This window comes from Brevibacterium sp. UCMA 11754 (assembly GCF_021532275.1).
Lineage (GTDB): Bacteria > Actinomycetota > Actinomycetes > Actinomycetales > Brevibacteriaceae > Brevibacterium.
On record NZ_JACBOT010000008.1, the window covers coordinates 34371 to 56244 of the forward strand.

A 21874-nucleotide genomic window follows, 5' to 3' on the forward strand; every position below is an offset into this window, starting at 1 on the left:
CAACGGATTGCGCAACGGGTGTGAATTGCCTAAGAGAATGGTCAAGGCTTATTCAGGGTCGCCGAGGTGCTCCGATCAGTTGAAGACGACCGTGCGGTGCCCGTCCATGAGGACACGTCCTTCTGCATGCCAGGCCACGGCCCGTGCGAGCACCGCTGCTTCGACATCCTGGCCGCGCTGGACGAAGTCGGCGATATTGCGATTGTGATCGACGCGAGCGACATCCTGTTCGATGATCGGCCCCTCGTCGAGATCGGGGGTGACGTAGTGGGCTGTGGCTCCGATGATCTTCACTCCCCGGGCGTGCGCCTGGTGATACGGTTTTGCGCCCTTGAAACTGGGCAGGAACGAGTGGTGGATGTTGATGACCCGGCCCTCGAGCCGAGCACACAGATCGGGGGAGAGGATCTGCATGTACCGGGCGAGGACGATGAGCTCGACGTCAAGCTCATCGACGAGTCCGCTCAGTCGCGCCTCAGCAGCATCCTTGGTCTCACGAGTGATCGGAATGTGGTGGAAGTCGTGGCCGTGGAATTCGGCCAGTGGCCGCAGGGAGTCATGGTTGCCGGCCACACCGACGATATCGATGGGCAGCTGACCCGAGCTCTGCTGGAACAGCAGAGTGTTGAGGCAGTGCGCGGCCTTCGACACGAGGACGAGAGTTCTCGTCTTCTTCTCCACCGGCTGGAGACTGAGCGTCATATCGAAACGGTGAGCCGCCTCGGCGAGTGAAGACTCCAGGGCATCGGCATCGCAATCGCGGTTCGTGACGAACTGGACGCGGAGGAAGAACTGGAGGGAATCGGGGGAGGAGAACTGCTGGGACTCGGTGATGTTGGCACCGAGTGAGGCGAGGACCCCGGTCACGGCATGCACGATTCCGGTTGCGTCCGGGCAGGTGACTCGCAGGATCCATTCTCGACTCATGCGATCGATTCTAATGGTCGTACCCGGTGTGGCCCGAAACCGGCCCGTCATCCGGATGACGAACGGCTCATCGGTGTGATCTGGTTCGCTGTTAGCATTGTTTCCGGGTGCTCGCGGAGCCGATCGCGGCGTCCCTCTCATCACTTTGGATGCCACAGGAGTGTATACATGACTGATAACACGATGCAGGCTTCGCTTGCAGACATCGATCCACAGATCGCGGAAGTCCTCGACCAGGAATTGGGCCGTCAGCGTTCGACTCTCGAGATGATCGCCTCGGAGAACTTCGTGCCGCGCGCAGTGCTGCAGGCACAGGGATCCGTGCTGACGAACAAGTACGCCGAGGGTTACCCCGGGAAGCGCTACTACGGTGGCTGCGAGTACGTCGATGTCGCTGAGACTCTCGCCATCGACCGGGCCAAGAGCCTCTTCGGTGCCGAATACGCGAACGTGCAGTCACACTCCGGTGCCTCGGCCAACGCCGCCGTGATGCACGCACTCGCCCGCCACGGTGACAAGATGCTCGGCTTGTCGTTGGCCCACGGGGGTCACCTCACCCATGGCATGAAGATCAACTTCTCGGGACGCCTCTACGACGTCGCCTCCTATGAAGTTGATCCCGACACCTACCGCATCGACATGGACAAGGTGCGTGAGCGAGCACTCGAGCATCGCCCCGAGGTCATCGTTGCAGGCTGGTCTGCCTACCCGCGCCAGCTCGACTTCCAGGCCTTCCGCGACATCGCCGACGAAGTCGGAGCGAAGCTCTGGGTCGACATGGCCCACTTCGCCGGACTTGTCGCCGCCGGCCTGCACCCCAACCCGGTGCCCTTCGCCGATGTCGTGTCATCGACGGTGCACAAGACCATCGGCGGTCCACGCTCAGGCTTCATCCTCGGCAAGGAGGAGTACGCGAAGAAGCTGAACTCCGCCGTCTTCCCGGGACAGCAGGGCGGACCGCTGATGCACGTGATCGCGGCCAAGGCAGTGGCGTTCAAGCTCGCCGCGTCCGAAGAGTTCAAGGCCCGCCAGGAACGGACCGTGCGCGGAGCCCAGATCTTGGCTGAGCGACTCTTGGCCGACGATGTCGCCAAGGCTGGGGCAACGGTCCTGACCGGCGGAACCGACGTTCACCTGGTCCTCGTCGATCTGCGCAACTCGGCCTTGGACGGCCAGCAGGCAGAAGACCTCCTGCACGAAGTCGGAATCACTGTGAACCGCAACGCCGTTCCGTTCGATCCCAGGCCGCCCATGGTGACCTCCGGTCTGCGTATCGGCACCCCTGCTCTGGCCACCCGCGGGTTCGGCGATGCCGAGTTCACCGAGGTCGCCGATGTCATCGCCGAGGCGCTGAAGCCCGGTGCGAACGTCGACGCACTCAGCGCTCGGGTCAAGAAGCTCAGCGACAACTTCCCCCTCTACGAAGATCTGGAGCAGTACTGATGGCGGCACAGATACTTGACGGCAAGGCCTGTGCAAAGGAGATCAAGGAAGAGCTGAGGACGGCCGTCGCGGACCTGGCCGAGCAGGGCATCATTCCCGGCTTGGCCACGGTCCTCGTCGGTGAGGATCCGGGGTCGAAGTGGTATGTGGCGGGAAAGCACCGTGACTGCGCCGAGGTGGGCATCCATTCCATCCGACGTGATCTTCCGGAATCGGTGAGCCAGGACGAGCTCCTGTCGGTCATCGACGAGCTCAACGCCGATGACGAATGCACCGGATACATCGTGCAGCTGCCGTTGCCGTCTCATATCGACACGGACACGGTCCTCGAACGCATCGACCCGGCCAAGGACGCGGACGGGCTGCATCCGACCAACCTCGGCCGGCTCATGCTCAATGTCAACCGGGAGATCACCACTCCGCTGCCGTGCACCCCACGTGGAGTCATCGAGCTGATGGCGCGCAACGGGGTCGAACTGGCCGGCAAGCATGTGGTGGTCGTCGGCCGTGGTGTCACCGTCGGCCGGTCGATCGGTGCGCTGCTGACCCGCCGCGAGTACAACGCCACGGTGACGCTGACGCACACCGGAACGACGAATCTGCCCGAGCTGCTGGCTCAGGCCGACATCATCGTCGCCGCCGCGGGCTCGGCTCGGATCGTGACCGCCGACGCGGTCAAGCCTGGTGCGGTCGTCCTCGATGTCGGAGTCTCACGCGAAGAGGACCCGGAGACGGGGAAGTCGAAGATCGTAGGAGATGTGGACCCTGCAGTCGCCGAGGTGGCGGCTTGGGTGTCACCGAACCCCGGCGGAGTCGGGCCCATGACTCGGGCGCTGCTTCTGAAGAACGTCGTCGACGTCGCTCAGCGGGCGGTCGCAGCCGCCTGAACGGTTCAAGTTCTCAGACCGACGGCCTCCCACATCAGTGTGTGGGAGGCCGTCGGTCTCGGTTCTGCTGGTCCGGTCTCTGTTCGCTGGTCAGGCCGGTGTGTTCGTCATTCCTCGAGGAGTTTGAGCTCGAAGAACACCCGTGGATCTCCGGCACCCGCATAGTCTTCGATGAGTTCACCGGTGAACCCGAGTGAGGAATGGAACGAGATCGCTGCGGAAGAATCCGGCAAGGTTGTGGCCTGCACCGATGAGACTCCCAAGGTTCGCGAGTGTTCGATGAAGTGCTGGTACAGGTGACGGCCGATTCCCTTATGTCGGAAATCAGATCGGGCGGCAACCAGGTGGATGTAGGAAGGGCCATCATGGGGGATGACGCCGAGCAGATAGCCGACGATCTCCGAACGGTATCTGGCCACCAGACCCGAGGTCACGAACTGGCGGAACCAGTAGGCATCGTGATCGCCGCTCAGGTCCCGGTCTCCCCAGAAGTTCTCCTGCGCACCGAGCAGGAACTCGCGCATCTCACGGGCGTCTACTTCGTCAAGCGGGCTGATGCTCAGCTGCTCAGAATCGAAAGTCTCGTCAACAGCCATTACGCCTCCTGAAATATGTTTCTTTCCATCACTCTATAACGCCCAAGCCCGTATGAGTAGTGCGCTCATGCCATGATAGAACACATGATTCGGATTGCATCAGTCAACGTCAACGGAGTTCGAGCGGCATGGAGAAAGGGGATGCCCACCTGGGTGGACAGCGCGAAACCTGACTTCATCACACTGCAGGAAGTCCGGGCCGCCAACGACATCGCCCTCAAAGTGCTCGAGGACACCGAGTACACCACGATCAGCCACGACGCCGAGGCGAAGGGACGTGCCGGAGTCGCCGTCATGGCTCGCACGGAGCCGGCCGAGGTACGCGAAGGCCTCGGTGCGGACGGGTACTTCGACCGCGCCGGTCGGTGGGTGGAAACGGATTACCGCCTCGGTGACGGGTCGCTGCTGACTCTCGTATCGGCCTACGTCCATTCCGGTGAGGTGGACACTCCCAAACAGGAGGACAAGTACCGCTTCCTCGACCGAATGACCGTGCGCCTGCCCGAACTCGCACAGCACGCCGATCACGTGCTGGTCACCGGTGACCTCAACGTCTGCCACACCGAACGCGACCTGAAGAACTGGAAGGCCAACCGCAAGAAGGCGGGATTCTTGCCCGAGGAGCGTGCGTACTTCGACGGCTTCTTCGGCGATGTCGGCTTCGTCGACGTACACCGGAAGCTCAGCGGCGACGTCGATGGCCCCTACACCTGGTGGTCCATGCGCGGACAAGCCTTCGACAACAACGCCGGTTGGCGCATCGACTATCAGATGGCGACACCGGAACTTGCCCAGGCGGCAGTCAAAGCCACGGTCGACAAAGCTGACAGCTGGGCCGAGCGCTGGTCCGATCACGCACCGCTCGTGATCGACTACGACCTCCCCGCACCGAAGTAGCTCAGGCTCGACTGGCTGGTCGTCTAGGTGTGTGAGGAGCCGAGTTCGATGAGCAGCACGCCGATGAGGATGAGACCGATGCCGAAGAGCATCTTCCGCGTCAGCTTCTCCTTGAACAGCGCGCGACCGGCCAAGGCCGTCAGCGCCACCCCGGTGGCGGCCCAGATCCCGTAGGCCACGCCTAAGGGGATGCCGGTGCGCAGAGTCAGGCTGAGCAGGCTGAACGAGACGAGGTATCCGGCGGCGACTCCTGCATACCACCATCTGCTGCCGCCGACCGATGCCATGCGCAGACAGATCGTGGCCGCGACCTCGAGGACGATTGCGGTGACGAGCAGAATCCAGCCGATGATCATGACTCGTCTCCCAGCTCGCTCGACTCTCTGGGCTCGTTCGACTCCTCTGTCTCGCTCTGTGGCGTGTTCGGGACGGACTGGTGTGCGTCGTCTTCGCGGTTGCCGACCTCGACGAGGATGACGCCGGCCATGATGAAGACGATTCCGGTGATCATGACGGGTGTGAGCGGTTCGGCGAAGAGGACGTGGGAGAGGATCGCGGTGAGCGCGACTCCCGCTGCGCCCCAGATTCCGTAGGCGATGCCAAGCGGCATACCGACGCGGAGGGTGAGGCTGAGGAAGACGAACGCTGCGGCATAGCCGAGGCCGACGAGGATATAGAGGGCGGGGGAGTCAAGAGCTCCCTTCAGCGCCAGGGTGCCGGTCACCTCGGCGATGATGGCACCCATCAGAAATAGCCATCTGCGCACATGACAATTGTCGGCCATGGTCATCCGGCAGGGAAATCGGGCAGCTTCTTTCTCCCGCGAAGAGGCCCGGGTCTGCGCGGAGGAATCTCCACACGGACCCGGGCCACACTCAGGGCTCATCGGCGCTGAACGTCAGCAACATCGAACCTTCGGATTGCGGTCCTGTTCATCGGTGAGGTCACGCCAGAACTCTTTCTCTCCCATGGCACCCTCGCGAGTGCCGTGGCGGCGCTCGTAGGACTCCATGTAATGGATGTAGGCGTTCTCACCCATGACCTCCTTGAGGTACCACAGGAGTCCTGCCGCGCCTCGGCGAAGCGATCCCCATGGGTCCCTCACGAGACGCTCGAGCGGATGTGTGCTTGCGCTGGTCATGGTGTCGCTCCTTTCCGTGCCGCCGTCACGGCACATGGAACACGGTTATGGTCGTCTGTGTGGGGAACGCTCGTCCCACTGGGCCTGGACCTCGCGTTCGGCCTTTCGTGCGATGAGACCTGCCGGAGCGAATATCTTGGTCTCCGTGTAAGGCTCCTCAGAGGTGGGCAGCGATCCCTTCCTGATGGCTTCGACGGACTTCCACACGGCCATGATGACGACCATGGCAACGAGCAGTGCGAAGACGATGGAGAGAGTGCCCTGCACAAAGGTGTTGCGGACGACGGCATTCATCGCCGCCACGCCTTCGGTGTTGCCCAGAGAAGTCTCGCCGGATGCCAAGGCATCCTTGTAGGCGAAGTGCTGCGCCCAGTATCCGAGCAGGGGATCCGAGGAGAAGATCTTCTGCCAGGAAGCAGCCATCGTGACCACGAGGTCCCACACGAGCGGTATGCCTGGGATCCAGGCCCACCGGGCCAGCCCCATCTTGCACACAATGGCGAAGACCACCGCCAGGGCTATGGCGGCCAACAGCTGGTTGGAGATGCCGAAGAGCGGGAACAGCGTGTTGATGCCGCCGAGAGGGTCGGTGACTCCCATCAACAGGATCGACCCCCATGCCGCGACCATGATCGCTGTGGTCAGCCACGCCCCCGGGGTCCACGAGGGGTCTCGGAACTTCTTCGAGAAGTTGCCCAGTGCGTCGCTGAGCATGAAACGGGCGACGCGGGTACCGGCATCGATGGTGGTGAGGATGAACAGTGCCTCGAACATGACTGCGAAGTGGTACCAGAAGGACATCCATGCTGGACCGCCGAAGACATTGTGGAGAATTTGCGCCATGCCCATCGCCAGAGTCGGGGCGCCACCGGTGCGGGATACGATGCTCTCCTCTCCGACGTTATTTGCTGCCTGTTGGAGCACCTCGGGACTCGTTTCGACCCCGGACATGCCAAGAGAGTTGTTGATGAAGTCTGAGGCGCCCTGTGTTGTTCCGCCGGTGAGCGGTTCGGCGGCGTTCATCGCGAAGTACAGCCCTTTGTCGAGGCAGATCGCGGCCACCAGAGCCATGATCGCAACGAAGGACTCCATGAGCATTCCGCCGTAGCCGATGAGGCGGGCCTGGGATTCCTTCTCGATCAGCTTCGGCGTGGTGCCTGAAGAGATGAGCGCGTGGAATCCCGATAGGGCCCCGCAGGCGATGGTGATGAAGAGGAACGGGAACAGAACTCCGGCGAAGGCAGGGCCTTCGGAGTTGAAGGCGAACTCGGTCACGGCCGGCATCTGCACACTCGGGTTGACGATGAGGATGCCGACAGCCAGGAGGATGATGGTGCCGATCTTCATGAAGGTCGACAAGTAGTCACGCGGTGCCAGCAGCACCCAGACCGGCAGCACAGCGGCGAGGAAGCCATAGATCATCAGGCACCAGGCCAGTGTCACCTTGTCGAGGTGGAAGAACTCCGACCACACGGGCGAGTTGTGAACCCAGCCGCCGGCGACGATGGCCAGGATCAGGAGGACGACGCCGATGACCGAGACCTCGACGACCTTGCCCGGACGCAGGTAGCGCATGTAGATGCCCATGAACACGGCGATGGGAATCGTCATGGCGATCGAGAAGACACCCCAAGGGCTCTCGGCCAGTGCATTGATGATGACGACGCCGAGGACAGCGATGAGGATCACCATGATGAGGATGATGCCCAGCGAGGCGATGATTCCGCCAGTGCGACCAAGCTCATCACGAGTCATCTGACCTAGAGAGCGGCCATTGCGGCGCATCGAGAAGAACAGCACCAGGTAGTCCTGGACGCCGCCGGCGACGATGACGCCGAGAACGATCCACAGGGTACCGGGCAGGTAGCCCATCTGCGCGGCCAGGATCGGTCCGACCAGAGGCCCGGCGCCCGAGATGGCGGCGAAGTGGTGGCCGAAGAGCACTCGGCGGTCAGTGGGTGCGAAGTCGCGTCCATTGTCATTGAGCTCTGCAGGAGTGGCCCGTTTCGGGTCGGGGCGGCAGATCTTCCATTCGATGAACTTGGCATAGAAACGGAACGCGATGAGATAGCTGCCCACGGCAGCGGCGACGAACCAGCTGGCCGACATCTCCTCTCCGCGCACGAACGCAACCATCGCCCATCCGGCGGCCGCGACCAACGCGATGACCACCCAGATGACGATCTTCACCGGAGTCCACCGCGGCTTCTCGACCACAGCCACCGGTGGCAGCCCCTCTTCGGTTCTGACGTATTCGACAGACAAGATTTCCTCCTCGTTGAGCTCGATGACTTCGCACCGAATATTCATTGCCCATGACCACCGGTCACCGGCCGAACAAGACTGTTGATCGAACCATGTGAGATACCTCGATGAATCATGTGATCTGCTTCGTCACTATACCGTTTGCCGGTGGCGCGTAGGTGGCTGAGATCACCTGAGTCCTCGGCTCGCACGGGGTGGTCTGCGATGACGCGGGGTTGAAGTGGCATTATGGTTCTATGATGACTTCTTCTCTGCCACGCACCGTTTCCGGCATCCAGGCCACCTCTGACTCACTGCACCTGGGCAACTACATCGGAGCTCTGCAGCAGTTCGTGGCGCATCAGGAGTCGCACGATGCCTTCTACTTCATCGCGAACATGCACGCGATCACCGTCGAGCAGGACCCCAGCGACCTGCGCGAGCGCACCCTGCGCACCGCTGCGCAGTTCATTGCGGCGGGTATCGACCCGGAGAAGTCGACGATCTTCGTCCAGTCACAGGTCCCGGCACACCCGCAGCTGTCATGGGTCCTCGAATGCACCACGTCGATGGGTGAGGCCAGCCGGATGACGCAGTTCAAGGACAAATCGGCCAAGCAGGAGCATGTGTCCCTGGGCCTGCTCACCTACCCAGCGCTGATGGCCGCCGACATCCTCCTCTACAATCCGCAGATGGTGCCCGTCGGCGAGGATCAGCGCCAGCATCTCGAGCTGACCCGAAACTTGGCCGAACGCTTCAACTATCGGTTCGGAGAGACCTTCGTCGTTCCTGAGGCACAGATCCTCAAGGCCACCGCGAAGATCTACGACCTGCAGAACCCTTCGTCGAAGATGTCAAAATCTTTGCCCAGCCCGCTGGGTCGCATCGACCTTCTCGACGACGCGAAGTCACTGACGAAGAAGATCAAGTCAGCCGTCACCGACGATGGCAAGGAGATCGCCTACGACCCGGAGTCCAAGCCCGGAGTCTCGAACCTGCTCACGATCTATTCCTCTCTGACCTCGCGTTCGGTCGATGACATCGTCGCAGAGTACGAGGGCAAGATGTACGGTCACCTCAAGGTCGATCTGGCAGAGATCGCCGTCGAAGCCCTCACCCCTGTGCGAGAGCGCACCAATGAGCTCCTGCAGGACCGGGCGCAGCTCCAGGCCATCCTCGATTCGGGTGCGGCGAAGGCCAATGAGATCGCCGAGGTGACCCTGCGAGAGGTCTATGACAAGGTCGGCTTCGTCTGAGCCGACTGCAACCCGATCCGACCTGACGTGCGATGAGTGTGAAGGAAGAACCGTGGCGAAGAAGAAACCCGAAGAGGGACCGCTGAACCTCACCCCGGACATGCTGCACACCGCGGCACGGATGGAAGACCGGCTCAACGGCTGGCTGCAGAACCGCGCCACCGATCACACCTATCAGCGCACAGTCATCGCCTATGACACCTATGGCGGCACCGGGTGGGTGAGAGTGCTCGGACGTTTGGTCCTGACCCCCACAGGTCAGCCTGCGGCGGACCTGCAGGCGAGCATTCGGGGATGGAAGTCCTTCGTCAGTGTGCCTCTGCCCAACGACACGGCCTGGGTCCGCGTCAATGACGAAGAGCACATGGTCACCGCTGACAGGGGCGGCATCATCGACACTGTCATTCCCGGTGACTTTCAGCCCGGTGAGACGGAGATCGAACTGTGGACCGATGGCTCGCTCGTCGATTCCGCTGCCGTGCGGATCATCGGCGAGGACACGACGTTCGGCATCATCTCCGATATCGATGACACGGTCATGGTCACCTCACTGCCGCGACCATTTCTTGCCGCGTGGAACACCTTCGTCCTCAGCGAGCATGCCAGGTCGCCTGTGGCGGGAATGGCTGTGCTCTATGACCGGATCACCTATATGCGCCCGAATTCTCCGATGGTCTATCTGTCGACGGGAGCGTGGAATTCGGCCCTGACGATCAAGAGGTTCCTCTCTCGCAACCTCTACCCGATGGGGCCTCTGCTGCTCACCGATTGGGGGCCGACGACGACTCGCGTCTTCCGTTCGGGTAAGGAGCATAAACGCAACTCTCTGGAGCGCCTGTCGCGTGAGTTCCCGTGGATGAAATGGCTGCTCATCGGCGACGACGGTCAGAAGGACGAAGAGGTCTACGGAGAGTTCGTGGACAACCACCCCGACAATGTCGCGGCGGTCGCGATCCGCCAGCTCACCGTCGGTGAAGCGGTCTGGGCAGGTGGTCGTTCGAAGCGCCACGGTCGCGGCCAGGGCGTGCCGTGGATCTATGCCCCGGACGGTGCAGGACTGTCTTCGCGCCTGACCGAACGGGGCATCATCTCCACGATCTGAGAGTTCGGTGCGGCTCAGCCGACGCCGACAGCCGTATTCAGGCGAGCGTCGAGCTCCGTCTTCGCGGCCTCGAACTGCGCGGTAAGACTGTCGACGAGTTCGGCAGCGGTGCTCTTCTCGTGGAGCACGCCGATGCCCTGACCCGAGCCCCAGATGTCCTTCCACGCCTTCGAGTCCGACCCCTCCTTCGTGCCGAAGTCCATCTTCGTCGGGTCAGCCTCGGGAAGATCGTCGGGGTCGAGTCCCGAGGCAGTGATGGAACCGCGCAGGTAGTTGCCCTTGACTCCGGTGAAGTAGCTGGAGTAGACGACGTCCTCGGCAGCGGAGTCGACGATCATCTGCTTGTAGTCTTCGGTGACGTTGGCCTCTGCCGTCGACAGGAAGGCCGAGCCCACATAGGCGCAGTCGGCGCCGGCGGCGAGTGCTGCGAGGACCGAGCGGCCGTGTGCAATTGCGCCCGAGAGCAGCACCGGGCCGTCGAACCAGGACCGGATCTCCTGGACCAGCGCGAATGGGGAGAGCGCTCCGGCATGTCCACCGGCACCGGCGGCCACGGCGATGACACCGTCGGCGCCCTTCTCCACGGCTTTGTGCGCGAACTTGTTGTTGATGACGTCATGGAGGACGATGCCGCCGTAGGAGTGCACAGCCTCGTTGACCTCTTCTCGTGCGCCCAATGACGTGATCACGATGGGCACCTGGTGGCGGACCACCTCGGCGAGGTCGGCTTCCAAACGGTTGTTCGAGCGGTGAACGATGAGGTTCACAGCGAACGGTGCCGCCGGACGATCGGGATTCGCTGCGGTGAACGCGGCGTTGCTCTCTCGGATCTCGTCGAGCCAGTCGGTGAGCATCGAGGCCGGGCGGGCATTGAGGGTGGGGAAGGAACCGATGATGCCGGCCTGGCACTGGGCCTTGACCAGGTCGGGGCCCGATGCGATGAACATGGGGGAGCCGAGCACCGGAAGTCGCAGCTGGGGGAGAAGATTGGCGAAAGAATTCATTGTGCCTCCTTTGGGTGGATGAACGTTTCCACTCTAACTGAACGATTGTTAAAAGTGATCATGTGACCGAATACGCCGATGGCGCAGACGAGTTCGCCTCGCCTGCGCCATCGTTGCAGCCGTGTGCGGGCTGCCGCGTCATGCGGTGATTCAGGAATCTGTGAAGTTCGCGTCCCGCTTCTCGACGAATGCGGCCATTCCCTCGGACTGGTCGTTCGTGGCCAGGGAGGAGTGGAAGAGGCGACGTTCGTAGCGCAGTCCCTGCTCGAGCGTCGTTTCGAATGCGGTATTGACCGCTTCTTTCACCATCGCCGAGGCGATGCGGGACTTGGACGCGATCGTCTGCGCGATCTCGTTGGCCGTTGCAAGAAGTTCCTCGGGTTCGACGATACGTGCGACGAGGCCCGAGCGTTCGGCCTCCTCTGCGTCCATCATGCGTCCGGTCAGGCACATGTCCATGGACTTGGCCTTGCCGATCGCGCGAGTCAGACGCTGGGATCCGCCCATACCGGGGAGGACGCCGAGGTTGATCTCGGGCTGGCCGAACTTCGCCTTCGTCGATGCGATGAGGATGTCGCCCATCATTGCCAGCTCACAGCCGCCGCCGAGTGCGAAGCCGTTGACCGCGGTGATGACCGGTTTGCGCACGTCAGTCAGGCGGGTCCAGCCGGCGAACCAGTCGGCCTTGAACGCGGTGGCGAAGTCGAGGTCGGACATCTCCTTGATGTCGGCGCCCGCGGCGAAGGCCTTGCCGCTGCCGGTGATGATGATCGCCTTGACCTCATCGTCGGCATCGAATGCGGTGGCTGCGTCGGTGACGTCGGTGAGAACCTGCATGTTCAACGCGTTGAGAGCCTTCGGGCGATCGAGCGTGATGGTGGCAACACCCTGGTCGACGGATGTGAGGATTGTTTCGTAGTCGCTCATGCGAACACCTTCTCTTCGTGATCGGTGGTGAGGATGTCGTTGACTGTTTCGTCGCTGACCTCGTCGAATGCGGACGGGGACCACTGTGGGTTGCGGTCCTTGTCGATGACCTGCGCGCGGATGCCCTCCTTGAGGTCGGGACGACGTGTCAGCGCGACGGCTGCGCGATAGTCCTGTTCGAGGACTTCGGCCAGGGACATGTCTCGGGCTTTGCGCACGGCGGCCAGTGTCACCTTCACCGAGGTGGGTGCCTTGGTCCCGATCAGCTTCCCGGCGGCATTGGCATCGGGGTTCGCATGCGCGGTCAGCGCTGCGACGATGTCCTCTGCCCGGTCCCTGCTATAGCATTCGTCGATCCAGCCTGCTGCCTCGGCGAGTTCGTTCTCCGGAGCATCGGCGGCGTAGCGGTCGATCACTGTTTCCACGTCGCCGCCTGCTTCGAGGTCGGCGATGAGTCCCGGCACTTCAGCGTCCGGCACGTAGTAGTCAGCCAGTCCCATGGCCAGCGCGGCTCCTGCTCCGACCGGCAGTCCGGTCAGCGCCAGATGGGTGCCGAGCTCGCCCGGCGCATTGGCCAGCAGATGTGTGCCGCCGACGTCGGGGAACAGGCCGATCCCGGTCTCCGGCATTCCGATCTTGGTGGAATCGGTGACGATGCGGTGGGAGCCGTGGCCCGAGATTCCGACGCCGCCGCCCATCGTGATGCCGTTCATGATGACGACATAGGGCTTGGGGAATTCGGAGATCTCATGGTTCATCTTGTATTCGCGATTCCAGAATCGGGCGTTCTCATCGGTGCCGGCGACAATGTCGTTGTAGACGGCCTTGATGTCGCCTCCGGCGCACAGCCCGCGTTCGCCGCGTCCGGTGACAAGGACGGCCTTGATCGCGTCGTCATCGCGCCAGCTCTTCAGGGCGTCATCGATGGCGCCCACCATCTGCTGGCTCAGTGCGTTGATCAGCTTCGGCCTGTTGAGCTCTATCCGGCCCACTCCGTTGGTGATCGAGGTGATCACCGATGCTTCCGTCGGCGGTGCCGCGGTCTCTGTCGTCATATCAGCCCACTCCTGTGCTCTTGCGCGAAATGATCACGCGCATGATTTCGTTGGTGCCTTCCAGAATCTGGTGGACGCGCAGGTCACGCACCAGCTTCTCAATTCCATACTCTGTCAGATAGCCGTAGCCGCCGTGCAACTGGAGTGCCCTATTGGCGACGTCGAAGCCCGAATCTGTGGCTGTCAGCTTCGCCATTGCCGAGAGCAATGAGGTGTTGGGATCGCCTGCGTCGTAGGCGTTGGCGGCACGCCACAGGAGGGAGCGAGCCGCTTCGAGCTTGGTCTGCATCTCCGCGACCTCGAATCGCAGAGCCTGGAAAGCTGAGAGCTCGGTGCCGAAGGCCTGTCGTTCGCCCATGTAGTCGATGGCCTTCTCCAACGCAGATTGCCCGCCGCCCAGCGAGCATGCTCCGATGTTGAGCCGGCCTCCGTCGAGTCCGGACATCGCGATCTTGAAACCCTGACCGGGTTCGCCGAGGAGGTTCTCCTTCGGCACGCGAACGTTTTCCATGATGACCTGTCGGGTCGGCTGAGCTCGCCATCCCATCTTCTGTTCGTTGGGGCCGAAGGAGAGACCCTCCATGCCCTTTTCGAGGATGAATGCGGAGATTCCGCGCGATCCGTCCTGGCCGGTACGCGCCATCACCAGGTACGTTTCGCTGGTGCCGGCACCGGAAATGAACTGCTTGACGCCGTTGAGGACATAGGAGTCAACGTCCTCCCTCGCCGAGGTGCGCAGAGCGGCAGCATCGGAACCGGCATTGGGTTCCGTGAGGCAGTAGCTGCCGAGGTGATCCATCGAGACGAGCTTCGAGAGGTATTTCTCCTTCTGTTCGGCATCTCCGTATTTGTCGATCATCCACGCCACCATGTTGTGGATGGAGATGTATGCGGCGACCGAGGGGCAGGCGGTCGACATGGCTTCGAAGATGAGGGCTGCATCCATTCGCCCCATCCCGGTGCCGCCGGCTTCTTCGCTGACGTAGATTCCGCCCATGCCCAGGTCGGCGGACCTCTTGATGACGTCGACGGGGAAGTGGTGGTTGGCATCCCACTCCAGAGCATGCGGTGCGATCTCGGAATCGGCGAATTCGCGCACCATGCCGGAGATTGTCTGTTGTTCTTCGGTGAGACCGAACGGCAGGGCAGCTGCTGTGCTGCGGGACATTGTTCCTCCACGGTTTGGGCTATCCACGATCGAGGCTTATCGGATTCGTGATGACGTTCACTACGATACGGAGAAATTACTTGGACGTCCAACTAATTTTGCGCAGTCTGTTCGCCTGAAAATCGGTCAGCAGAAGAGAAGCAGCCTCAGGCGTGGTCTTCGAGCTCGGAGCGCAGTGATTCAAGGTGGGGGAGGAGTCCGCCCAAATCGGTCCCGGCCAGCGCGGGGGAGGTGAAGACCTCTTCATTGAGGGCGGCGGTTGCCCGTGACGAGAGTTCACGGCCGGACTCGGTGAGCTCGACGAGCGTGGTGCGACGGTCATCGGGGTGGCTGCGTCTCTTCACGAGACCGGCCTTCTCGAGTCGATCGACCGAGTTCGTCGTCGATGTGGCGTGGACCTGCAGGCGGGCCGAGATCTTCGACATCGGCAGTGTTCCCGACTTGGTGAAGGACAGGAGGGTAAGGACTTCGTACCGTGAGAACGTCAGCGCAAAGGGTTTGAGTGCGGCATCGACTTTGGCGAGGAACAGCTGATGGACTCTCATCACAGAGATCACAGTCGTCATTCCATCGGTGGAATCGTTCCAACCGTGGGCGAGCCACTGTTTCCTGGACTCCTCGATCGGGTCGAGTCTGCTCGCTGATGCCTTTTCCGCCGCCATTGTCGACAGTGTAGTGAAGTGAGAAGATAAGCGCATGTGTGGTCGACTCAATATGTCTCTCGATCCGGCAGATCTCGCCGATGAGCTCCGTCTCGACGTCATCTCCTATGACTACACGCCCAGGTACAACGTGCCGCCGGGCTCCTTCGTGCCGATCGTCGTCGAACGACTCGACGACGAAGGACAGCTGACACGTCGACTGGAGACCGCTTCGTGGGGGTTGGTCCCTGGATGGGCGAAGGACGCGAAGATCGGCTTCAAGGCATTCAACGCGCGTTCGGAGACTGTCCTCGAAAAGCCGATGTTCAGACAGTCCATCAAGAGGCGTCGCTGTGCGCTTCCGATCCCTGGCTATTACGAGTGGGAGACAACTGAAGCCGGAAAGCAGCCATGGATGATGTCGGCTGCGGGCACCGACCCGCTTTTCATGGCCGGCCTGTTCGAGTTCTGGAAGCAGCCGGACCAGTCCTGGTTGGTATCGACGACGATCCTGACGATGGAAGCGGCGGGACATCTGCGTGATGTTCACCATCGGATGCCGGTCTTCCTCAGCCGTGGGGGTATCGATCAATGGATCGATCCAGCGGTGCCAAGTGCCGAGGTCCCTCCACTCTTGGAATCGACACTCTCGCAAGTCGACCCCGCGAGCGTGACGCGACATAAGGTCGGCCAGAGCGTGGGCAACGTTCGCAACGACGGCCCAGAACTCATCACTCCAGTGGGCTGACCAGCTTCCACACGGTCGCGCGGACCCCGGAAGGTATCCGGTTCGGCTCCTGCGGCACAGCGGTCGCCGCGAAGTCCTCAACAGCCGCTGCGGGTGAGTCGAACGGGTCAGCATCATGAGGTCTATGCGGCAGAATCCACTCGTTTTGCACACCCCGCCAGATGTGTGTAGTGTGTACCGAGTTGCCAGCCCGCAAGGAACGGCAACGGTCGCTCTGACCAGGTTTGATCCCAGCAAATTGAAGATGAACTTCAAGTTGCGAAGGTCCAAACAACACTGTAGAGTGGATATCCGCTGGTACGGCGGGCCGCAAGGCAGAATGTACACAATTGAAACTGACACCCCCGGTGTACGCCGCCATGTTTGATGGTGTGTGGTGACGGGTGAGTGTGTGTGGTTTGAGAATCCAATAGCGTATTTGTTTGAACAGATAGTGATGCCAGAAACATTATTTCTGGTAAGACAATCACATGTTCACACACAAGTCACGGCCCCCTCGCCGGGGTGGTGACGCCAGCGTGTGTGAACATGATTTTTTTAAGCTGACCGCGGTCACCCCGTGACCGTAGTGTTGGCTGTCTTGCTGGGATTCATTCGTAACATAATTTTTTTATGGAGAGTTTGATCCTGGCTCAGGACGAACGCTGGCTGCGTGCTTAACACATGCAAGTCGAACGCTGAAGCCCGCAGCTTGCTGTGGGTGGATGAGTGGCGAACGGGTGAGTAACACGTGAGTAACCTGCCCCCGACTTCGGGATAAGCCCGGGAAACTGGGTCTAATACCGGATATGACAACCGAAGGCATCTTTGGTTGTGGAAAGTTTTTTCGGTTGGGGATGGGCTCGCGGCCTATCAGTTTGTTGGTGAGGTAATGGCTCACCAAGACGACGACGGGTAGCCGGCCTGAGAGGGCGACCGGCCACACTGGGACTGAGACACGGCCCAGACTCCTACGGGAGGCAGCAGTGGGGAATATTGCACAATGGGGGAAACCCTGATGCAGCGACGCAGCGTGCGGGATGACGGCCTTCGGGTTGTAAACCGCTTTCAGCAGGGAAGAAGCCCCCTTGGGGGTGACGGTACCTGCAGAAGAAGTACCGGCTAACTACGTGCCAGCAGCCGCGGTAATACGTAGGGTACAAGCGTTGTCCGGAATTATTGGGCGTAAAGAGCTCGTAGGTGGTTGGTCACGTCTGCTGTGGAAACGCAACGCTTAACGTTGCGCGTGCAGTGGGTACGGGCTGACTAGAGTGCAGTAGGGGAGTCTGGAATTCCTGGTGTAGCGGTGAAATGCGCAGATATCAGGAGGAACACCGGTGGCGAAGGCGGGACTCTGGGCTGTAACTGACACTGAGGAGCGAAAGCATGGGGAGCGAACAGGATTAGATACCCTGGTAGTCCATGCCGTAAACGTTGGGCACTAGGTGTGGGGGACATTCCACGTTCTCCGCGCCGTAGCTAACGCATTAAGTGCCCCGCCTGGGGAGTACGGTCGCAAGGCTAAAACTCAAAGGAATTGACGGGGGCCCGCACAAGCGGCGGAGCATGCGGATTAATTCGATGCAACGCGAAGAACCTTACCAAGGCTTGACATACACCAGACCGGGCTGGAAACAGTCTTTCCCCTTTGGGGCTGGTGTACAGGTGGTGCATGGTTGTCGTCAGCTCGTGTCGTGAGATGTTGGGTTAAGTCCCGCAACGAGCGCAACCCTCGTTCTATGTTGCCAGCACGTGATGGTGGGAACTCATAGGAGACTGCCGGGGTCAACTCGGAGGAAGGTGGGGATGACGTCAAATCATCATGCCCTTTATGTCTTGGGCTTCACGCATGCTACAATGGCTGGTACAGAGAGATGCGAGACCGCGAGGTTTTAGCGAATCCCTTAAAGCCAGTCTCAGTTCGGATCGTAGTCTGCAATTCGACTACGTGAAGTCGGAGTCGCTAGTAATCGCAGATCAGCAACGCTGCGGTGAATACGTTCCCGGGCCTTGTACACACCGCCCGTCAAGTCACGAAAGTCGGTAACACCCGAAGCCGGTGGCCCAACCCTTGTGGAGGGGGCCGTCTAAGGTGGGACTGGCAATTGGGACTAAGTCGTAACAAGGTAGCCGTACCGGAAGGTGCGGCTGGATCACCTCCTTTCTAAGGAGCACACATCAGAACCCCAACAGCAGACACCGATTGTGTGTCTGGTTGGGTAGCTCAAGGGTGGAACATCCCTATCTTCGCTCATCCAGCCAGCGGCGTTGAGGCACATGCCTTGTCGACGAGGGTGATCGGTGGGCTAGAACATTTACGTTATTGGGTCCTGGAATCACAGGCCCCACACACAGCACAGTCCTTTGTGGCTGCGGTGGTGTGTGGTGTGGTGGTTTCAATCAACGGACCGACCCAGACCATACGTGCGCTGCTATGCAGGGTGGGTGTGGGTGGTGTTTGGTAGTGGTTTGAGAATCGTATAGTGGACGCGAGCATCAACAACACAACTTTGTTGTGTTGTTATGTAATGTGATTTTTCTTGTGAAATCCGAAAGTGTTTTTTTCGCGCACACAATCATCAACCAACATGGTTGGTTGGTATGAGTGTGTAAGAGCGCATGGTGGATGCCTTGGCATCAGGAGCCGATGAAGGACGTGGAAATCTGCGATAAGCCTCGGGGAGCCGATAAACGGGCTGTGATCCGAGGGTGTCCGAATGGGGAAACCCCGCCACATGAGAGTGTGGTGACCCGCATCTGAATATATAGGATGTGTGGAGGGAACGCGGGGAAGTGAAACATCTCAGTACCCGTAGGAAGAGAAAATAAAATATGATTCCGGGAGTAGTGGCGAGCGAAACTGGAAGAGCCTAAACCGTGTCAGTGTCAAGCGTGCTGGTATTGCTGACTCGGTGTTGTGGGGTATGCGTGTCTCATCCAGCATGGTGGGGACGTTGATGTGTGTTGCGTGTAGTCGAAGCTGGTGGGAAACAGTACCGCAGTGGGTGAGAGTCCCGTAGACGAAACATGTGACCCCGACGTTATGCATACACCCGAGTAGCACGGTACTCGTGGAATGTCGTGTGAATCTGCCAGGACCACCTGGTAAGGCTAAATACTTCCTGATGACCGATAGCGGATAGTACCGTGAGGGAATGGTGAAAAGTACCCCGGGAGGGGAGTGAAATAGTACCTGAAACCATGTGCTTACAATCCGTCAGAGCCTCCTTTGTTGGGGTGATGGCGTGCCTTTTGAAGAATGAGCCTGCGAGTTAGCGGTGCGTGGCGAGGTTAACCCGAGAGGGGTAGTCGTAGCGAAAGCGAGTCCGAATAGGGCGTCCCAGTCGCGTGTCCTAGACCCGAAGCGGAGTGATCTAGCCATGGGCAGGGTGAAGCGTGTGTAAGAGCGCGTGGAGGCCCGCACCCACTTCAGTTGAAAATGGAGGGGATGACCTGTGGTTAGGGGTGAAAGGCCAATCAAACTCTGTGATAGCTGGTTCTCCCCGAAATGCATTTAGGTGCAGCGTTGCGTGGTTCTTGCCGGAGGTAGAGCTACTGGATGGCTGATGGGCCCCACCGGGTTACTGACGTCAACTAAACTCCGAATGCCGGTAAGGTTCAGCGTGGCAGTGAGACAGTGGGGGATAAGCTTCATTGTCGAGAGGGAAACAGCCCAGACCATCAACTAAGGCCCCTAAGCGTGTGCTAAGTGGGAAAGGATGTTCAGTTGCGAAGACAACCAGGAGGTTGGCTTAGAAGCAGCCATCCTTGAAAGAGTGCGTAATAGCTCACTGGTCAAGTGATTGAGCGCCGATAATGTAGCGGGGCTAAGTACACCGCCGAAGTTGTGGCAGCATCCCTTTATAGCCGTAATGGTGGGGTGTTGGGTAGGGGAGCGTCGTGCTGGCAGTGAAGTCGCCGTGTGAACGAGTGGTGGAGCCGGTACGAGTGAGAATGCAGGCATGAGTAGCGAAAGACGGGTGAGAAACCCGTCCACCGGATGACCAAGGGTTCCAGGGCTAGGCTAATCCGCCCTGGGTAAGTCGGGACCTAAGGCGAGGCCGACAGGCGTAGTCGATGGACAACCAGTTGATATTCTGGTACCGACGCTCAACCGTCAATACCAAAACACATGATACTAACTTTCTGGCTCGTCCTTTGCGTCTTCGGATGTGATGTTGGCGAGTTGGTAAGGACCTGAGTGTGGAGTCGGTAAGCGCGAGGTGTGACGCAGGAAGGTAGCCAGGCCACGCGATGGTAGTCGTGGTCTAAGGTCGTAGCACGTGGGGGTAGGTAAATCCGTCCCCACACGTAGTGTGAGAGCTGATGGGCGCCCCATTTTGGTGGGGTGATCTGGTGATCCTATGCTGCCGAGAAAAGCATCGGCGTGAGGTTGTGTGTTGCCCGTACCCTATAACCGACACAGGTGGTCAGGTAGAGAATACTAAGGTGATCGAGAGAATCGTGGTTAAGGAACTCGGCAAAATGCCCCCGTAACTTCGGGAGAAGGGGGACCATCCTGGTGAAGCCAACGTGCTTGGTGATGTGCTGGTGGTGGTCGCAGAGGCCAGAGAGAAGCGACTGTTTATTAAAAACACAGGTCCGTGCGAAGATGTAAGTCGATGTATACGGACTGACGCCTGCCCGGTGCTGGAAGGTTAAGAGGACTCGTTAACCCTTTAGGGGTGAAGCGGAGAATTTAAGCCCCAGTAAACGGCGGTGGTAACTATAACCATCCTAAGGTAGCGAAATTCCTTGTCGGGTAAGTTCCGACCTGCACGAATGGCGTAACGACTTCTCTGCTGTCTCAACCACGAACTCGGCGAAATTGCATTACGAGTAAAGATGCTCGTTACGCGCAGCAGGACGGAAAGACCCCGAGACCTTCACTATAGTTTGGTATTGGGATTCGGTGTGGTTTGTGTAGGATAGGTGGGAGACTGTGAGACCTCGACGCTAGTTGGGGTGGAGTCGTCAAGTGAAATACCACTCTGACTATACTGGATTTCTTAACTTCGGACCCTGATCGGGTTCAGGGACAGTGCCTGATGGGTAGTTTAACTGGGGCGGTTGCCTCCTAAAGAGTAACGGAGGCGCCCAAAGGTTCCCTCAGCCTGGTTGGCAATCAGGTGTCGAGTGTAAGTGCACAAGGGAGCTTGACTGTGAGACGGACGTGTCGAGCAGGAGCGAAAGCTGGGACTAGTGACCCGGCCATGGCTTGTGGAAGCGTGGTCGCTCAACGGATAAAAGGTACCTCGGGGATAACAGGCTGATCTTGCCCAAGAGTCCATATCGACGGCATGGTTTGGCACCTCGATGTCGGCTCGTCGCATCCTGGGGCTGTAGTCGGTCCCAAGGGTTGGGCTGTTCGCCCATTAAAGCGGTACGCGAGCTGGGTTTAGAACGTCGTGAGACAGTTCGGTCCCTATCCGCTGCGTGCGTAGGAAATTTGTGGAGGCCTGTCCTTAGTACGAGAGGACCGGGACGGACGAACCTCTGGTGTGCCAGTTGTACCGCCAGGTGCATGGCTGGTTGGCTACGTTCGGGAAGGATAACCGCTGAAAGCATCTAAGCGGGAAGCCTGCTTCGAGATGAGATTTCCAACCCCATTTTGGGGGTGAGGTGTCCTATAGATTATGGGTTTGATAGGCCGGGTATGGAAGCACTGTGAGGTGTGGAGTTGACTGGTACTAATACGCCGATCACTCATACAACCATTTTGTTGGTTGGTGTGTGGGAGTAACGTTTACGGGTTTTATAAGGCTTAACGGGTCATGTTGCATGATGGTGTTCGCGTTCGCTGTACGGTTCTTGGACTGCTACTACACTCTTTGAGCATTTGGTTGCTTGGGGTGGTGG

Annotated in this window: 17 protein-coding genes and 2 rRNA genes; 8 read left to right on the forward strand and 11 right to left on the reverse strand. The window is 60.0% G+C overall.

Annotated features, from left to right (window positions below; translation table 11 throughout):
* Positions 1 to 75 precede the first annotated feature (75 nt).
* The gene (gene purU, locus HX613_RS04135; protein WP_235344192.1) at positions 76 to 927 is read right to left on the reverse strand and encodes a formyltetrahydrofolate deformylase; all 852 of its coding nucleotides are present in this window, start codon (positions 925 to 927) and stop codon (positions 76 to 78) included.
* Positions 928 to 1095: 168 nt separating this feature from the next.
* Here purU and glyA point away from each other — a divergent pair, with 168 nt between their 5' ends.
* Positions 1096 to 2370, forward strand: coding sequence for a serine hydroxymethyltransferase (glyA, locus tag HX613_RS04140; protein WP_328284894.1), 1275 nt, complete (start codon positions 1096 to 1098; stop codon positions 2368 to 2370).
* Positions 2370 to 3257 (forward strand): bifunctional methylenetetrahydrofolate dehydrogenase/methenyltetrahydrofolate cyclohydrolase, encoded by an 888-nt coding sequence (locus HX613_RS04145; RefSeq protein WP_235344193.1) that lies wholly within the window; start codon positions 2370 to 2372, stop codon positions 3255 to 3257. Before glyA ends, HX613_RS04145 begins: the two co-directional genes overlap by 1 nt.
* A gap of 107 nt (positions 3258 to 3364) precedes the next feature.
* Here the strand turns inward: HX613_RS04145 and HX613_RS04150 are convergent, their stop codons facing one another.
* The gene (locus HX613_RS04150; protein ID WP_143921936.1) at positions 3365 to 3853 is read right to left on the reverse strand and encodes a GNAT family N-acetyltransferase; all 489 of its coding nucleotides are present in this window, start codon (positions 3851 to 3853) and stop codon (positions 3365 to 3367) included.
* Between the two features lie 84 nt (positions 3854 to 3937).
* Here HX613_RS04150 and HX613_RS04155 point away from each other — a divergent pair, with 84 nt between their 5' ends.
* Positions 3938 to 4750 (forward strand): exodeoxyribonuclease III, encoded by an 813-nt coding sequence (locus tag HX613_RS04155; protein WP_268826604.1) that lies wholly within the window; start codon positions 3938 to 3940, stop codon positions 4748 to 4750.
* Between the two features lie 23 nt (positions 4751 to 4773).
* On the opposite strand, the gene HX613_RS04160 is transcribed toward HX613_RS04155, so the two are convergent.
* The 4 genes from HX613_RS04160 to HX613_RS04175 form a co-directional block, all read right to left on the reverse strand.
* A complete protein-coding gene (locus HX613_RS04160) occupies positions 4774 to 5106 on the reverse strand; it encodes a DMT family transporter (protein ID WP_268826605.1) in 333 nt (110 codons plus the stop codon).
* On the reverse strand, positions 5103 to 5540 hold the full coding sequence (locus tag HX613_RS04165; protein WP_328284895.1) for a DMT family transporter: 438 nt from the start codon (positions 5538 to 5540) through the stop codon (positions 5103 to 5105). Before HX613_RS04165 ends, HX613_RS04160 begins: the two co-directional genes overlap by 4 nt.
* A 108-nt stretch (positions 5541 to 5648) precedes the next feature.
* The gene (locus tag HX613_RS04170; RefSeq protein WP_235344196.1) at positions 5649 to 5891 is read right to left on the reverse strand and encodes a CstA-like transporter-associated (seleno)protein; all 243 of its coding nucleotides are present in this window, start codon (positions 5889 to 5891) and stop codon (positions 5649 to 5651) included.
* Positions 5892 to 5936: 45 nt separating this feature from the next.
* Entirely contained in the window at positions 5937 to 8201 is a 2265-nt protein-coding gene (locus HX613_RS04175) for a carbon starvation CstA family protein (protein WP_235344197.1), read from the reverse strand.
* 191 nt (positions 8202 to 8392) lie between these two features.
* On the opposite strand from HX613_RS04175, the gene trpS reads away from it, so the two are divergent.
* Entirely contained in the window at positions 8393 to 9391 is a 999-nt protein-coding gene (gene trpS / locus HX613_RS04180) for a tryptophan--tRNA ligase (protein ID WP_235344198.1), read from the forward strand.
* Between the two features lie 52 nt (positions 9392 to 9443).
* Positions 9444 to 10493, forward strand: coding sequence for an App1 family protein (locus HX613_RS04185; RefSeq protein WP_204234718.1), 1050 nt, complete (start codon positions 9444 to 9446; stop codon positions 10491 to 10493).
* A gap of 14 nt (positions 10494 to 10507) precedes the next feature.
* Here HX613_RS04185 and HX613_RS04190 read toward each other — a convergent pair whose 3' ends face one another.
* The 5 genes from HX613_RS04190 to HX613_RS04210 form a co-directional block, all read right to left on the reverse strand.
* Positions 10508 to 11497 (reverse strand): NAD(P)H-dependent flavin oxidoreductase, encoded by a 990-nt coding sequence (locus HX613_RS04190; RefSeq protein WP_235344199.1) that lies wholly within the window; start codon positions 11495 to 11497, stop codon positions 10508 to 10510.
* Between the two features lie 150 nt (positions 11498 to 11647).
* A complete protein-coding gene (locus HX613_RS04195; protein WP_235344200.1) occupies positions 11648 to 12424 on the reverse strand; it encodes an enoyl-CoA hydratase in 777 nt (258 codons plus the stop codon).
* Positions 12421 to 13479, reverse strand: coding sequence for an enoyl-CoA hydratase/isomerase family protein (locus HX613_RS04200; protein WP_235344201.1), 1059 nt, complete (start codon positions 13477 to 13479; stop codon positions 12421 to 12423). The genes HX613_RS04195 and HX613_RS04200 overlap by 4 nt, the downstream gene beginning before the upstream one ends.
* A 1-nt stretch (position 13480) precedes the next feature.
* The gene (locus HX613_RS04205; RefSeq protein WP_235344202.1) at positions 13481 to 14647 is read right to left on the reverse strand and encodes an acyl-CoA dehydrogenase family protein; all 1167 of its coding nucleotides are present in this window, start codon (positions 14645 to 14647) and stop codon (positions 13481 to 13483) included.
* A 146-nt stretch (positions 14648 to 14793) separates the two neighbouring features.
* The gene (locus HX613_RS04210; protein WP_235344203.1) at positions 14794 to 15309 is read right to left on the reverse strand and encodes a MarR family winged helix-turn-helix transcriptional regulator; all 516 of its coding nucleotides are present in this window, start codon (positions 15307 to 15309) and stop codon (positions 14794 to 14796) included.
* 52 nt (positions 15310 to 15361) lie between these two features.
* Between HX613_RS04210 and HX613_RS04215 the strand changes: the two genes are divergently transcribed.
* From HX613_RS04215 to HX613_RS04225, 3 genes are all read left to right on the forward strand, one after another.
* Positions 15362 to 16036 (forward strand): SOS response-associated peptidase, encoded by a 675-nt coding sequence (locus tag HX613_RS04215; RefSeq protein ID WP_235344204.1) that lies wholly within the window; start codon positions 15362 to 15364, stop codon positions 16034 to 16036.
* Positions 16037 to 16645: 609 nt separating this feature from the next.
* Positions 16646 to 18179 (forward strand): 16S ribosomal RNA (locus HX613_RS04220).
* A gap of 435 nt (positions 18180 to 18614) precedes the next feature.
* Positions 18615 to 21729 (forward strand): 23S ribosomal RNA (locus tag HX613_RS04225).
* The 16S and 23S rRNA genes sit together here, the layout of an rRNA operon.
* Positions 21730 to 21874 lie beyond the last annotated feature (145 nt).

What these genes read in the sequence shown, in the direction of transcription:
- purU (WP_235344192.1), bottom strand. Translation starts at nt 927, where the DNA reads ATGAGTCGAGAATGGATCCTGCGAGTCACCTGCCCGGACGCAACCGGA.
- HX613_RS04165 (WP_328284895.1), bottom strand. Translation starts at nt 5,540, where the DNA reads ATGACCATGGCCGACAATTGTCATGTGCGCAGATGGCTATTTCTGATG.
- HX613_RS04160 (WP_268826605.1), bottom strand. Translation starts at nt 5,106, where the DNA reads ATGATCATCGGCTGGATTCTGCTCGTCACCGCAATCGTCCTCGAGGTC.
- glyA (WP_328284894.1), top strand. Translation starts at nt 1,096, where the DNA reads ATGACTGATAACACGATGCAGGCTTCGCTTGCAGACATCGATCCACAG.
- HX613_RS04195 (WP_235344200.1), bottom strand. Translation starts at nt 12,424, where the DNA reads ATGAGCGACTACGAAACAATCCTCACATCCGTCGACCAGGGTGTTGCC.
- HX613_RS04215 (WP_235344204.1), top strand. Translation starts at nt 15,362, where the DNA reads ATGTCTCTCGATCCGGCAGATCTCGCCGATGAGCTCCGTCTCGACGTC.
- HX613_RS04175 (WP_235344197.1), bottom strand. Translation starts at nt 8,201, where the DNA reads ATGAATATTCGGTGCGAAGTCATCGAGCTCAACGAGGAGGAAATCTTG.
- HX613_RS04150 (WP_143921936.1), bottom strand. Translation starts at nt 3,853, where the DNA reads ATGGCTGTTGACGAGACTTTCGATTCTGAGCAGCTGAGCATCAGCCCG.
- HX613_RS04155 (WP_268826604.1), top strand. Translation starts at nt 3,938, where the DNA reads ATGATTCGGATTGCATCAGTCAACGTCAACGGAGTTCGAGCGGCATGG.
- HX613_RS04205 (WP_235344202.1), bottom strand. Translation starts at nt 14,647, where the DNA reads ATGTCCCGCAGCACAGCAGCTGCCCTGCCGTTCGGTCTCACCGAAGAA.
- HX613_RS04210 (WP_235344203.1), bottom strand. Translation starts at nt 15,309, where the DNA reads ATGGCGGCGGAAAAGGCATCAGCGAGCAGACTCGACCCGATCGAGGAG.
- HX613_RS04200 (WP_235344201.1), bottom strand. Translation starts at nt 13,479, where the DNA reads ATGACGACAGAGACCGCGGCACCGCCGACGGAAGCATCGGTGATCACC.
- HX613_RS04170 (WP_235344196.1), bottom strand. Translation starts at nt 5,891, where the DNA reads ATGACCAGCGCAAGCACACATCCGCTCGAGCGTCTCGTGAGGGACCCA.
- trpS (WP_235344198.1), top strand. Translation starts at nt 8,393, where the DNA reads ATGATGACTTCTTCTCTGCCACGCACCGTTTCCGGCATCCAGGCCACC.
- HX613_RS04145 (WP_235344193.1), top strand. Translation starts at nt 2,370, where the DNA reads ATGGCGGCACAGATACTTGACGGCAAGGCCTGTGCAAAGGAGATCAAG.
- HX613_RS04190 (WP_235344199.1), bottom strand. Translation starts at nt 11,497, where the DNA reads ATGAATTCTTTCGCCAATCTTCTCCCCCAGCTGCGACTTCCGGTGCTC.